Origin of the sequence: Anaerosporobacter sp., from assembly GCF_031551385.1 — a bacterium.
GTDB lineage: Bacteria > Bacillota > Clostridia > Lachnospirales > Lachnospiraceae > Anaerosporobacter.
This window is the reverse complement of the sequence record NZ_JAVBNS010000198.1, coordinates 1-13,538: the sequence shown is the minus strand read 5'-3', so window position 1 is coordinate 13,538 and position 13,538 is coordinate 1. Positions and strand designations below refer to the sequence as shown.

Annotated in this window: 13 protein-coding genes and 1 riboswitch; of the genes, 10 read left to right on the top strand and 3 right to left on the bottom strand. The window is 34.7% G+C overall.

Going from position 1 to position 13,538, the window contains the following annotated elements:
- Positions 1-2 precede the first annotated feature (2 nt).
- The 8 genes from RMR19_RS15470 (at position 3) to RMR19_RS15435 (ending at position 9,518) form a co-directional block, all read left to right on the top strand.
- Positions 3-2,540, top strand: coding sequence for a hypothetical protein (locus RMR19_RS15470; protein ID WP_310604399.1), 2,538 nt, complete (start codon positions 3-5; stop codon positions 2,538-2,540).
- 82 nt (positions 2,541-2,622) lie between these two features.
- Positions 2,623-3,810: a phosphopentomutase gene (locus tag RMR19_RS15465; RefSeq protein ID WP_310604398.1), complete on the top strand. Its 1,188-nt coding sequence runs from the start codon at positions 2,623-2,625 to the stop codon at positions 3,808-3,810.
- A gap of 157 nt (positions 3,811-3,967) precedes the next feature.
- Entirely contained in the window at positions 3,968-4,672 is a 705-nt protein-coding gene (deoD, locus tag RMR19_RS15460; RefSeq protein WP_310604397.1) for a purine-nucleoside phosphorylase, read from the top strand.
- A 25-nt stretch (positions 4,673-4,697) separates the two neighbouring features.
- A complete protein-coding gene (gene deoC, locus RMR19_RS15455; RefSeq protein WP_310604396.1) occupies positions 4,698-5,363 on the top strand; it encodes a deoxyribose-phosphate aldolase in 666 nt (221 codons plus the stop codon).
- A gap of 82 nt (positions 5,364-5,445) precedes the next feature.
- Entirely contained in the window at positions 5,446-5,856 is a 411-nt protein-coding gene (cdd, locus tag RMR19_RS15450) for a cytidine deaminase (RefSeq protein ID WP_310604395.1), read from the top strand.
- A 142-nt stretch (positions 5,857-5,998) separates the two neighbouring features.
- Complete coding sequence (locus RMR19_RS15445) at positions 5,999-7,324, top strand: pyrimidine-nucleoside phosphorylase (RefSeq protein ID WP_310604394.1); 1,326 nt, start codon at positions 5,999-6,001, stop codon at positions 7,322-7,324.
- A 96-nt stretch (positions 7,325-7,420) separates the two neighbouring features.
- Positions 7,421-8,293 (top strand): Yip1 family protein, encoded by an 873-nt coding sequence (locus RMR19_RS15440; protein WP_310604393.1) that lies wholly within the window; start codon positions 7,421-7,423, stop codon positions 8,291-8,293.
- Positions 8,294-8,501: 208 nt separating this feature from the next.
- On the top strand, positions 8,502-9,518 hold the full coding sequence (locus tag RMR19_RS15435; protein WP_310604392.1) for a glycosyltransferase family 2 protein: 1,017 nt from the start codon (positions 8,502-8,504) through the stop codon (positions 9,516-9,518).
- An 83-nt stretch (positions 9,519-9,601) separates the two neighbouring features.
- On the opposite strand, the gene RMR19_RS15430 is transcribed toward RMR19_RS15435, so the two are convergent.
- Positions 9,602-10,171 carry a folate family ECF transporter S component gene (locus RMR19_RS15430; RefSeq protein ID WP_310604391.1) on the bottom strand — a complete coding sequence of 190 codons (570 nt, stop codon included), beginning with the start codon at positions 10,169-10,171 and terminating at the stop codon, positions 9,602-9,604.
- Between the two features lie 123 nt (positions 10,172-10,294).
- Positions 10,295-10,393: riboswitch (THF riboswitch) on the bottom strand.
- Between the two features lie 261 nt (positions 10,394-10,654).
- Here RMR19_RS15430 and RMR19_RS15425 point away from each other — a divergent pair.
- Positions 10,655-11,248, top strand: coding sequence for a lysozyme (locus RMR19_RS15425; protein WP_310604390.1), 594 nt, complete (start codon positions 10,655-10,657; stop codon positions 11,246-11,248).
- 108 nt (positions 11,249-11,356) lie between these two features.
- Here RMR19_RS15425 and RMR19_RS15420 read toward each other — a convergent pair whose 3' ends face one another.
- Positions 11,357-12,037 carry a hypothetical protein gene (locus tag RMR19_RS15420; RefSeq protein WP_310604389.1) on the bottom strand — a complete coding sequence of 227 codons (681 nt, stop codon included), beginning with the start codon at positions 12,035-12,037 and terminating at the stop codon, positions 11,357-11,359.
- Between the two features lie 136 nt (positions 12,038-12,173).
- Positions 12,174-12,794, bottom strand: coding sequence for a phosphatase PAP2 family protein (locus tag RMR19_RS15415; protein WP_310604453.1), 621 nt, complete (start codon positions 12,792-12,794; stop codon positions 12,174-12,176).
- A 560-nt stretch (positions 12,795-13,354) separates the two neighbouring features.
- Here RMR19_RS15415 and RMR19_RS15410 point away from each other — a divergent pair.
- The coding region (locus RMR19_RS15410; protein ID WP_310604388.1) for a hypothetical protein at positions 13,355-13,538 on the top strand (184 nt) is incomplete at its 3' end.

The window sequence follows — 13,538 nt, the reverse complement described above, 5'->3', positions numbered from 1 at the left end:
GTATGTTAAAACATATATATAGATTTATAGTATTGGTGATTGTGTTTGTGGCGGCGGTTTTCTTCATGGGAAATAACATCAAGGAAGAAGAAATGGAAAGCAGTGCAACAACGGTAATGGCAGCTACCACATTTCCGGTAATGTATATAGAGACGGAACGAGGACTAATGAATCCGTTGCATGGGTACAGTACGAATATAGATGCCAATATGTTGCGAGAGACAATTACGGTGTTAGATAGTAGCCAAGCAGTTAATATCAGTATTGATCAAAAGAAATTAATTGTAAAGAAGCTCAATTACGAAGTGCGAGATGTGAATCAGTATGATTTAATAGAGCAAGGCTCTATAAGTGCACTTACACAAAACGATGATTATACAACAGCAAAGATAAAAGTCAAAGAGACGCTAGAAGAGAATCAAGAATATGCAATGAAGATTACGGCGGTAACTTCAACAGGGAAGAAGATACATTTTTATACGAGAATTAAAAAGATTACGAACTCGTATTTAAATGAAAAATATGACTTTGTAGAAAAGATTCATAAGGCAATCTTGGATAAAGACAAGGATGCAGGGATTGGAAGTTACTTAGAGACTAATTCGACAATGGATAATTCTAGCTATGCCTATGTAAATATTAATTCAAGCTATGATATGGTTATGTGGAAGAGCTTAGAGCCTAAGCTTGTATCAGATGTGATAACTCGAATTACAGAGATGAATCAAGATACGGCATCGTTTGAATTGAAGTATAAAGTAGAAGTAAATACAGATACAGGAGTGGAACAGTATACCGTTTCAGAATTTTTCCGTGTAAAATATACAGCGGCAAGAATGTATTTGCTCTATTATGAGAGAAAAGCAGAGGCAGACTTTAATTCGGATTATATCAGTATAAAAAAAGGTGAGTTAAAGATTGGGGTATCGAGTGACTATGAAATACCATTTTTAACGAATCAAGCGGAAACAAAACTTAGTTTTGTACGTAATAAAACATTGTGGTATTATGATATGATAGCAAATTCGATGGTTAAAGTGTTTACATTTAAACAAGAAAAGTCGGATTTTATTCGAGATGATTACGATCAACATGATATTAAGATACTGAACATTGATGCGGATGGAAATATAGACTTTGTTGTATATGGATATATGAACAGAGGGGAATATGAAGGTCGTACAGCGGTTATTCTATATCATTTCTCTTCGGTTGATAATCGTGTAGAAGAGAAAGTGTATATTCCAATGAATATACCATATGATGTTATGAAGCAGGATTTAGAAGGATTTAGTTATGTGAATCGTTCAAGTGTGTTTTATTTTTCGCTGCAAGATCGAATCTTTGCCTATAATATGATTACAAAGAAGATCGAAACTGTTGTAGAAAATGCGGACCCAGAAAATATAATGACATCACAAGAGAATTCCTATATTGCGTGGACGGATAATAATGAACTTGGTAAAGCAGAGAATATCGTTTTGCTTGACTTAGAAACCGGTGCTAAGAGTTATATTAAAGCAAAGGAAGGGCAGAGCGTTCGCATCTTTGGCAAAATAGATGAGAATCTGATTTTTGGTTATGTGAAGGTTTCTGATTTATCAACGGGAACAGATGGAGAAGTTTTAGCTCCAGCATATAAGATTTCTATTGTAAATAAAGAGCAGCAAGAATTGAAGTCATATTCAGTTAAAAAATACTATACGGTAAAAGTAGCAGTAAATGATAACGTTATTGAGTTGACAAGGGTTCAAAAATCATCAAGTGATGAGACGAATTATGCGTTGGCAGAATCGGATTACATTCTCAATAAATCAAAAACAGATACCTCTAAGATTGAGGTAACAACGAGAGTAACGGATAAGATGTTGACAGAGTTGTATCTTACAATTCCAGAGACAATTACGTTAACGAAGAAGCCAGATGTGAAATCAACAGTAAATACGGTAATTAAAGAAGATAAAACATTACGATTAGATATTGACCGAAGCAGTAGAGAACGGTATTATGTATATGCACTAGGTGAAGTTCTTGAGGTGTATGATAATGCAGGTGATGCAATTATACTAGCCGATCAGAAGATGGGTTCTGTTATTAACCAAAACTTTAAAGTTGTTTGGGAACGCGGAAATAAATCAACAAGAGCGAGTTTAAGCAGTATTACTCCTGTTTATGCAAGTGAATTATCGAGTAAGAAAGCCTGTGCAAAGATGCTTTTATCTAATTCTGGAGTGAATGTTACAGCAAATCAGATCGGTGATAAAAAACGTTCTATTATGGATATACTAACACAGTATATGAAGAAAGAGCCGATTAATCTGACTGGAAGTACTTTAGAAGAGGTTCTTTACTACGTTAGTAAAGGAAGAGCAGTTATTGCTATGAAGAATAATGGGCAAGCAGTATTGATTATTGGATATGATGAATTCAATATTACTATGATTGACCCGGAACTCGGTAAGACATGGAAGGAAGGCTACAAGGATAGTTCCAAGATGTTTGAAAAAGCAGGAAATATCTTTATTAGTTTTATAGAGTAAGTTAAAAAAGAAGAAAAGTTTGCGTGAGCGCTGCGAGCGCAAACTTTAAAAACAAAAGAAGCAGCGCAGAAAAGAGGTATGCATGAAGAAACGTGTATTTTTAATTGTATTAGATAGTTTTGGTATTGGGGAAATGCCAGATGCAGCAAGCTATGGAGACGAAGGAAGCAATACAGTAAAGGCGGCATCTACAAGTCAATATTTTCGTATGCCGAATATGAAAAAGCTTGGTTTTTTTAATATTGATGGTGTTGAAATTGAAAGACCCGAAGAAGAGTGGGCGAAGGAAGACGTTACACCAACAGGAGCATATGCTCGTATGACAGAGTCTTCAAAAGGAAAAGACACAACAATTGGACATTGGGAAATTGCAGGTGTTATATCAGAGAAACCACTTCCAACATTTCCAGATGGATTCCCAAGAGAGTTGCTTGATAAGTTTGAAGCACGCACTGGTAGAAAAGTAATCTGTAATAAACCATATTCAGGAACAGATGTAATACGTGATTATGGTGATGAGCATGTGAAGACAGGAGCGTTAATTGTCTATACATCAGCAGATAGTGTGTTCCAAATTGCAGCTCATGAGTCAATCGTTTCAATTGAGCAACTATATGAGTATTGTGAAATAGCAAGAGAACTTTGTGAAGGTGAATATGGCGTGGGTCGTGTTATTGCAAGACCGTTCGAAGGCGAATCTCCAGACTTCAAACGTACTTCAAGACGTCATGATTACTCTTTAGTACCACCAAACACAACAATGCTTGATCAATTACTAGAAGCAGATTTAGATGTATTAGCTGTTGGTAAGATCAATGATATATTTGCAGGAAAAGGTATTGGCGAGATGGTTCGTACTGCGAACAACACAGAAGGTATTGAACGTACACTTGAATATATGAAACGTGATTTCAATGGCTTATGCTTTACAAATCTAGTAGATTTCGATATGTTATATGGTCACAGAAATGATGCAGAGGGTTATGCAAAAGCACTTACTTACTTTGATGAAAGATTACCTGAATTAATAGCAGGATTAAGAGAAGATGATATCCTTATGATTACAGCAGACCATGGTTGCGATCCAGTAACACCATCTACTGATCATTCCCGTGAGTATACACCATTTGTAATCTATGGTGATAAGGTTAAGAAAAATACGAACTTGGGAACAAGAGAATCGTTTGCAGATATTGCGGCAACAATCTTAGATTACTTCAATGTTACATCTAAAGTAGCAGGAAAATCAGTATTACCAGAAATTATGTAACAAGAATTATTTGTGAAGAGGTCTTTTTTTTACCCTTGCTTATAAGTAATTTATATAAATAACATTAGTAAAAGTGAAAAAATGCTGTAGTTTCATTGATAAAATCATTGAAATATAGTATAATTGAGTTCCAATTTAATTTATTAGGAGGTAGATTATGTCAACACCACATAATGCAGCACAACCAGGAGATATTGCAAAAACAGTCTTAATGCCAGGAGATCCACTAAGAGCAAAATATATAGCAGATAACTTTTTAGAAGATGTAACTTGTTTTAATACCGTACGTAACATGTTCGGTTATACAGGAACATACAAAGGAAAAAGAGTGTCTGTTATGGGTGGCGGAATGGGTATGCCGTCAATCGGTATCTATTCGTATGAGTTATATCATTTCTATGATGTAGAAAGTATTATTCGTATCGGTTCAGCGGGTGGTATCGGAGATGATATCAAAGTTCGTGACGTTGTAATTGGTATGGGAGCGTCAACAGATTCTAATTATGCAGAGCAATACAAATTACCAGGAACATATGCTCCAATTGCAGACTTCTCACTTCTTCGTAAAGCAGTTGAAGTAGCAGAAGAAAAGAATATTAAAGTAGTTGTTGGTAATATCTTATCATCGGATCACTTCTACAATGATTATGATAAGACAAATGAATTATGGAAGAAGATGAATGTTGCAGCAGTTGAGATGGAAGCAGCAGCATTATATATGATTGCAGCTAGAGCAAACAAGAAAGCGTTATGTATTCTTACTGTATCAGACCATGTATTTACAGGCGAAGCCCTTCCAGCAGAAGAAAGACAAACAAGCTTTAGAGAAATGATGGAAGTTGCGTTAGAAATCGCAGAATAATGATACGTAGAGAGGATATGTAGTGATGGATAAAAAAGATATTTTTAAAACAGTTGATCACACATTGTTAGGAATCACTTCTACTTGGGAAGAGATCAAAACAATTTGTGATGATGCAATGCATTACCAAACAGCAAGTGTTTGTATACCACCTTCTTACGTAAAGCAAGCGAAGGAGTATATGGGAGATAAGATGGCAGTTTGTACGGTTATTGGTTTCCCTAATGGATATAATACAACTGCAGTGAAAGCATTTGAAACAAAAGATGCGATTGATAATGGAGCAGACGAAATCGATATGGTTATCAATCTTGGATGGGCAAAAGATAAACGCTTTGATTTAATCGAGCAAGAAATCAAAACATTAAAAGAAGTTTGCAAAGATAAGATTCTTAAAGTTATCATTGAGACTTGTGTTTTAACAGAGGAAGAGAAGATTGAGATGTGTAAAGTTGTTACAAACGCAGGCGCAGATTTCATCAAAACTTCAACAGGTTTCTCTACAGCAGGTGCTACATTTGATGATATCGCATTATTTGCAAAAAACATCGGTGAAGGTATTAAGATGAAAGCTGCTGGTGGAATTTCTTCTTTTGATGATGCGGAGAAATTCATTGCGCTTGGAGCATCAAGACTAGGTACAAGCCGTATCGTAAAATTAGCGAAAAACGAAAATGCTACAGGATATTAAATAAAAAGATAAAGATGGGGTATTACGAGGGAAAAACACCTCAATAATACCCTCTCTTTTTCATTATGGAGAGGATGATTACATGGAGAATAAAGAACTTATTAGAATGGCAATTGATGGTTTGCAATATTCTTATGCGCCATATTCTAACTTTAATGTTTCGGCTGTACTAGTTGCGAAAAACGGAACAATCTTTACTGGTTGCAATATAGAGAATGCGGGCTACACACCTACGAATTGTGCAGAACGTACAGCTATCTTTAAAGCGGTAAGTGAAGGGGTTAAAGAGTTTGAAAAGATAGTTATCGTTGGCGGAAAGAACCGCAAAGTAGAGAGTTTGACTGCTCCTTGTGGCGTTTGCAGACAGGTAATGATGGAGTTTTGTAATCCTAAAACATTTAAAATTGTTTTGGCAAAGTCGGAAGACAAATATAAAGAATTTACATTAGAAGAGCTATTGCCACTAGGTTTTGGCCCTGAGGATTTGAAGTAGAAAAGTGTGAAGTGATTGGTTTGTGCGACATGGTTGAAGGAAAATAATCGTAAAGGTGAATATGCAGCCCAAGGATTTCTTCAACTATATTTATTTGGGCGATACCACAAGATGGTTTGTGGTGGCATTGGTATAGAATAGTATGAGAATGGTAGATTTGATTAGCAAGAAAAAAAGCAGTGAAATTCTTACAGATGAAGAAATTCAATTTATGATAGACGGATACGTGAAAGAAGAGATCCCTGATTATCAGATGTCAGCGATGCTTATGGCGATCTGCTTTAATGGAATGACAGATCATGAGATGGCAGTAATGACAGGTGCTATGGCTCATTCGGGCGATATGGTAGATTTGTCTGCTATTGAAGGAATTAAGGTGGATAAGCATAGTACAGGTGGTGTGGGTGATAAAACAACACTTGTTATTGCGCCAATTGTTGCTGCGTGTGGTGGAAAAGTAGCGAAGATGTCTGGTAGAGGACTTGGCCATACAGGCGGAACTGTTGATAAGATGGAATCTATACCAGGAATGAGAACTTCGATACCAAGAGATGAATTCTTTGATATTGTGAATAAGACGGGATTGAGTGTCATTGGTCAATCAGGTAATCTTGCACCAGCCGATAAGAAACTCTATGCACTTCGTGATGTTACAGCTACTGTAAATAGCATTCCGCTAATAGCATCTTCTATTATGAGTAAGAAACTTGCTGCTGGTAGTGATAGTATTTTACTTGACGTTAAAACTGGTAGTGGAGCTTTCATGAAGACGCTTGATGATTCTATTTTACTTGCAAGTAAGATGGTAGCTATTGGTGAACATGAAGGTAGACGAATGGTTGCATTAATTACAGATATGGACACTCCACTTGGGAATGCAATCGGAAGTTCCTTGGAAGTAATTGAAGCAATTCAGACCTTACAAGGAAACGGGCCAGAGGACCTTACAAGTATTTGTCTTAGTCTTTCTGCAAATATGCTTCATTTATCGGGGATGGGTGATGTGGAAACTTGCAAAAACATGGCAAGAGAAGCAATTGCATCAGGTAGAGCACTTGGTAAATTGATTGATATGGTAGAGGCACAAGGCGGAGATTCTAGTGTTGTTAAAGATACGAATGCATTTGAGAAGGCACCATTAAGTTACGAAGTTCGCTCTGATCGTGATGGTTATGTTACACATATGAATACAGAGAGATGTGGAATTGCTTCCGTTGCATTGGGTGCTGGACGCGTAACAAAAGAAAGTGCAATTGATTATTCGGCTGGTATTATATTAGATAAGAAAGTCGGAGCATTTGTTAACAAAGGGGACTTACTAGCTACGTTATATGCATCAGATGAGAAGATGTTTGCAGAAGCGGAGTCCATTTTACTAGAAGCTTATACAATTTCAGATGAAAAGCCAAAGATGGAGCCGTTAATATTTGCAAGGGTTAGCAAAGAAGGAATTGAAAAGTATTCCTAATCTATGGTATAGTTTATTTGGTGACTATATACGCTGATGGGTATTTATCCCTATGTGATGTAGTTGCCAAAAAAACGAGAGTGAGGAAATTTTAGTATGGCAAATTTTTGTGGTAAATGTGGGAAACCTTTGCAAGATGGAGAAGTTTGTTCTTGTTCTGCTTCTACAGTGAACGAGCAGCCTGTGAATGCAGAACAAGTAAATGCACAGCCTGTAAATGAACAACCAGTGCAACCTGTACAGCAAGCAAATGTTGGAGGACAAGTGAATATGCAACCCGTACAAGGTCAACCATCACAAGGTGAGGCGAATAGCCAACCAAATCAGTTCAGCCAACAAGCATCACAGGCGGCAGCAGTAGCAGGAAAATATGCAAAAAATATATGGCAAATCCTATTAGACATATGGAAAGCGCCAGCAGATAACTTAAAGAGTTTTGTTAACGAAAGTAATTTTGTTAATGCACTTATCGTAATAGGTGCAGAAGCTTTGTTGACAATGCTCTTTTCGTGTGTTCTTGTTCGTCAATTTTATAAGTTGATGATGGGATTTATTGGTGGGTTAGCATATTTTATGGATGATATAGATGTTAATTATTTCTCGACATGTCTTGGCGCATTGATTATGACAGTACTAAGTGCTTGTATATTTGCTGGTGTAACAATGTTAATTGTAAAACAAGTAGGTAAAGCAAATAAAACATTTAAAGAGGCAATTTGTATCACGGCAACAAAAAGTATGGCACTATTACCATTCCTAGTAGTTGGATTAGTATTATCTATAATTAATTTACCAATTGGACTACTATTTGTAGGATTTGGTGGAGTTTTAGGATTATTATATGTACATACATCATTAGATGATGGTTCAATTGAGAATTCAAATAAACGTATCTATGTAACATTTTTAATAATTGCGATTCATGTAATTGCATTAGCGTTAATATCATATCTTTATATGAAAATATAAAAAAATATGCACTCCTTGAACTTACAGAATTGATAAAACAAGGAGTGCATGTAAAAAAATAATAGAATTATGTAAGTTGAATTTGCAAATACTATTAATGAAAAACAGTATTTTAAAAATGGCTATTACTAGAGTAGAATCTAGTTGACTATATACGAAGAAAAAACAAGGGTTATTACACAAGAGAGCAACACGCAGAGGAGGAGTTATGAAACTATTATCAGTAGCAATACCGAGTTATAATTCGGAAGAATACCTAGGCAGGGCTGTTGAAACCTTATTAACTGGTGGGGAAGAGTTAGAAATTATTATTGTAAATGATGGTTCAAAAGATGGCACAGGGAAACTGGCAGATGACTATCAAGAGAAGCATCCGACCATTATTAAGGCAGTTCATCAAGAAAATGGGGGACATGGACAAGCAGTCAATACGGGACTTAAGAATGCGACAGGGTTGTATTTCAAAGTAGTCGATAGTGACGATTGGGTAAATGAAAAATCACTAAAGAAAGTTTTGAATTTACTTAGAAAGATGCGTGATGAGAAGACAGAACTAGATTTGTTAATTGCTAATTATGTATATGAAAAAGTAGAATTAAACAAGCAAAAGGCAATTAATTATAGAGGCGCAATGCCAAAGGATTGTATCTTTGGTTGGGATGATTTGAAACATTTTAGACAAAGTCAAAACATTCTAATGCATTCCGTATTCTACCGCACACAATTATTACGTGATTGCAAATTACAGTTGCCTAAGCATACTTTTTATGTAGATAATCTTTTTGTATATCAACCACTTCCTTATGTGAAGACAATGTATTATTTGGACGAGAATTTCTATCGTTACTATATCGGCAGGGAAGACCAATCTGTTAATGAACAAGTGATTATGAAAAGGATTGATCAACAGATTCGCGTAACAAAATTAATGATTGAATCAACGGATGTGTTTGCGGTTGAAAGTAAGAAACTTAGAAATTATATGTTGAAATATGCGACTATAATGATGATGGTATGTTCGGTATATCTTGTTAAGATTGGAACAGAGGAAAGTCTGAACGAGAAGAAGAAACTATGGAACTATCTAAAAGTAACGAATCCTAGAATGTATCAAAAGATTCGTAATAGTGTGCTAGGTCATAGTATGCATCTTCCGGGTCATGTAGGACGTGTGATAATCAAGATGGGATATCGTATCTCTCAAAAAATATTTGGATTTGGATGATAAAAAGGTATACAACATTGGTGGGAGTTTTAAGAACTGTCTGTTTGTTGTATACCTTTATTTTGTATATAGTTATATGCTATCTATGATTCTATAGCAATTTGATTTTGACGAAATGCCGTTTGCAAAGCGCGCATTATGATAAATAATAAAAATGCATTAACTACAAGCATAGTTGCAGACTTTGGAAGTCTACTAAAAAATAATGCTTTGTATGGTGAACCAAATAAAATGGAAAGGTTCCATGTATTAAAAAAGATTGAAATTGCAAATTCACAGACACTTGCTGCGATGGCTCTTGCTATTGTAACTTTAGATTTGTAAAATACAAGACCAAACAAAAATCCCATTAATGCATAAGTAACTGTAAAACCAAAGAAAAAGGAACTCCCTTTTCCGCCTGTTATTAACATCTTAACAACATCGCCTAATGCGCCGACGCTAAGTCCCATAATTGGCCCGCCAAGCATACCGGCAGCAGCAATTATGATAAAACCAAGACGGATTTCGATTGTCTGTGTAATTGAAATATCAAAAAATGATACAATAATATACATAGCAACCATAAGTGCACAAAATACAAGATTACGAAGTTTGCTGAAGTTCGTAATTTGCTTCTTTAGATTTAGTGCTTCTTTACTAATAAAATGCATAATAAAAACACCTCCATAGTGTAGTGGTAGTAATGTAGAATACCAAAAACCAAGGTATATCAACATTGCTACATGTTAACAAGTTATAACCTGGCTACAATATGAGATGTCTCACTCAACTGCAGCAACGGGATGCGAATAATATACCGCAAGTATTACCTTTTCGTTCTAATGACAACTCCCCGTTCACTAGACACTTAACGCATATTATCCTACTTTGCTTTGTTAGCAGATACATTATATAACTAGTTAATTTAGAATGTCAAGTGATGAATAAAATAAATTGTTTGTTTAGTTAAATCAATGTCTCATGTTTACATTTGTAGGACATTTTACTTTTTATATAACGAATGCATTCAAAGCGAATCGAAAGATTCGTTAAAAAGTGGTGGTTGGGTGGGAAAGTGAAAAATTATTAAATTATTACTCATGATAGTGTAATAATTTAATAATAAAAAATCTATTATGCAAAGGAGATTAATTATGAATTTAGGTTCGGATGGCGCGAAAATTATTAAGGATCATGAGGGATTTAGTTTGAAATTTTATGGGGATCCAAAAGGGTATCCAACTGTTGGTTGGGGACATTTGATAACATCTTCTAAAGTCTATACTAAAAATACAACAGGTAATCCAAAGGATTCGCTTCTGACTCAAGCACAAGCTGATGCTTTATCAACATCTTTAAATTTGGGTTATACTTCACCAATTTCTCAGACTAAAGCAGACAGTTTTTTCTCTACGGATACTTCAGCAGCTGTAGCGGATATAAATGCTCTAACACTTCCTGCAGGTGCTAAATTATCACAGTGTCAATTTGATGCACTTGTTTCATTGCGATTTAATTGTGGTAGGGGTGTGCTTGATACTGTGGATGTGAAAAGTATGCTTTCATATCCACAAATATATTCAACATTTGTAGGATTTATTTCTACAAATGAGCTCGATTATTGTTCAAGATTAGTCAGCAAAGCATTTTCATATGATAGAACCTTACAACCAAGAAGAAATGCAGAAGCAACTTTATTTTGCTCAAGCATGAGATATACTCACAAATATCCAGTATATACATTATAATTTAATCAAATATTCTGTAAAATAACGTTTCAGACAGTAAGAAGGAAGATTAGCCTTTAGGCTGATCTTCCTTCTTACTTAATGTTTAAAGCGAAAACATCATTTCATTTAATCAGTAGCTTTTTTTAGTTCAAAAACAGTAGCTTCTAGCATCAAAATGAGTCTATCATTATTAACAACTAAAAAACTTATAGGGATAGAAAATCCTGAAGAATAAGATGATACGGATATTGCTCTTACTTCATCATTTATGTTTAGGCTTGACAGATCAATTTTATACAATCTATAAAAAGAGTCCTTGTTGTAACATATTGCTGTAATATTATAGATTGGATTTTGTAGTTCATATTGATAAGGCTCATAGTTTTCTAGTCCTATTGATGAAAAGAAGTCTTTATTAATTATAATTTCATCATCAATAATTTTTTGCCCTGTAGGATATTCAGAAGCATCATTCCATGAGTTTGCAAATCCTAAAAGCTTTTCAACTTTCCAAGTACCATAGATGAATTTTTCTGTTTCACTATCCAAATCTAATTTGCCTAAAAAAGGTTCAGATGTATTAGTTGGAATAATAATATCATCATCTTTTTTTTCATCTTCTGTTGGTGAATTACTATTATTTGCATTTATCTCTTGCTTTATAACAGTATCTAATGATGATTCAGCAGTAGATGTCTCTTTTGCAAACCCATCATTTGGATTTTTTGATACAGATGCATTACTACACCCAATCAAATAGGTGGATAGTATAGATAAAAATGTAAATATTAATATTTTCCTTCTCATTTTCCCCTCCGAATTATGGTTTATAAGTTATTATAAACCATAAAAAGTAATTGGTAAACAGATTCTTTTGTTTTAAGGTACCGGAATATGAATAAATAAAAAAGGAGCTGTTTCAGCTCCTTTTTGTATAAAAAGTTTATGCTTCTGTATGTGATTCGGATAACGCTTGCTGTTTGTTAAATAACTTAGCATAGTTAGGTGCATATACAATTAGATACATAACTACGCATAAAACGGCAGCAGCGATACCGTCAAAAACGGAATGTTGTTTTAAGAATACAGTTGCTAAACAGATAAGGACACAAAGGACGAATGAACCACGTCGAATCCAGCTTTTATTCTTTAAGCTAGCAGATTGCATAATTGCAATGTGTATTCCAATGGAGTTAAATACATGGATGCTTGGACATACATTTGTTGACGTATCTGAGGCATATAGATTCTTAACGATATCGACTAAGAAGTTGTCTCTTGCAAATGTAGTTGGTCTTAAATCCTGACCGTTTGGCCAAATCGTGTAGATTGCTAAACAAATTGTCATACCGATAAAGAGAAAGGCACAACATTTGTAGAAGTCTTCTTTTGAAGTAAAAAGAAAATACGCAATGACTCCAGCGATGTATATAAACCAAAGATAGTACGGAATGACAAACAATTCATTAAATGGAATGAAATCATCTAGTCGTATGTGTACAGAAGTATAATTTGCAGTAATTGTTTTTTCTAAATAGAAAAACCACGGGAAATAGATAAACATGTAGAGGAGTACCCATGCATGTTTGTATTTTTTTAATAAATTTGTTATAACGTTGCCCTTTTGGGGTGTGCGGTGAGACGTTGTTTGCTTTGTTTGATTCAACGGTATGCCACCTTTCTCTAAAATAAATGAACTGTTCAATATACTAATACCATATGTGATTATAGCATAGGATAGGTAGGGGTGCAATGGATGGAAAGCTTAAGATTTCTTAATAATTTCTAAAGTTTGTGGTGCAAAACTTTGTTGCGTTTTGAAGCGTCTTCGCTACTGCCCTATAATACGAAATACACTACACGCCTAAGTGCTTCGTTATCGTTTACATACAGTTGAAAGATGCTTAGGAATGCTTGAAAGATTTTTTATTGCTATATCAGAAGGGGATACATAGAATCATGGAATAAATTTATAAATTGGTAGTAAATTAGTATTAATTTGAAATTTTTGATTGATTTATGGTTATTTTTGTTGTATAATCGTTCCAACCGGTTTGAGTACTAATTTTTACTAATTATTTTGAGATTTTCCTAGGTATATCTCTCATTCAAGGGAGGAACATTATGTTCAAAAAATTTTTATCTTATATTTTTATAGCTAGTATTATTGTTTCAAGCATTACAACTCCAATATCTGCATCAGCAAATGCACCTAAAAGTGATTATGTGATTCTTAAACAAACGGAGGACTCTGTTATTGTAGAAACAAAGGAAATGACTACACAAGAAGCAAATCTTAAACAATCAG

Coding starts and splice junctions, on each gene's coding strand:
- RMR19_RS15470 (WP_310604399.1), top strand. CDS start 3: ATGTTAAAACATATATATAGATTTATAGTATTGGTGATTGTGTTTGTG.
- RMR19_RS15465 (WP_310604398.1), top strand. CDS start 2,623: ATGAAGAAACGTGTATTTTTAATTGTATTAGATAGTTTTGGTATTGGG.
- deoD (WP_310604397.1), top strand. CDS start 3,968: ATGTCAACACCACATAATGCAGCACAACCAGGAGATATTGCAAAAACA.
- deoC (WP_310604396.1), top strand. CDS start 4,698: ATGGATAAAAAAGATATTTTTAAAACAGTTGATCACACATTGTTAGGA.
- cdd (WP_310604395.1), top strand. CDS start 5,446: ATGGAGAATAAAGAACTTATTAGAATGGCAATTGATGGTTTGCAATAT.
- RMR19_RS15445 (WP_310604394.1), top strand. CDS start 5,999: ATGAGAATGGTAGATTTGATTAGCAAGAAAAAAAGCAGTGAAATTCTT.
- RMR19_RS15440 (WP_310604393.1), top strand. CDS start 7,421: ATGGCAAATTTTTGTGGTAAATGTGGGAAACCTTTGCAAGATGGAGAA.
- RMR19_RS15435 (WP_310604392.1), top strand. CDS start 8,502: ATGAAACTATTATCAGTAGCAATACCGAGTTATAATTCGGAAGAATAC.
- RMR19_RS15430 (WP_310604391.1), bottom strand. CDS start 10,171: ATGCATTTTATTAGTAAAGAAGCACTAAATCTAAAGAAGCAAATTACG.
- RMR19_RS15425 (WP_310604390.1), top strand. CDS start 10,655: ATGAATTTAGGTTCGGATGGCGCGAAAATTATTAAGGATCATGAGGGA.
- RMR19_RS15420 (WP_310604389.1), bottom strand. CDS start 12,037: ATGAGAAGGAAAATATTAATATTTACATTTTTATCTATACTATCCACC.
- RMR19_RS15415 (WP_310604453.1), bottom strand. CDS start 12,794: ATGTTTATCTATTTCCCGTGGTTTTTCTATTTAGAAAAAACAATTACT.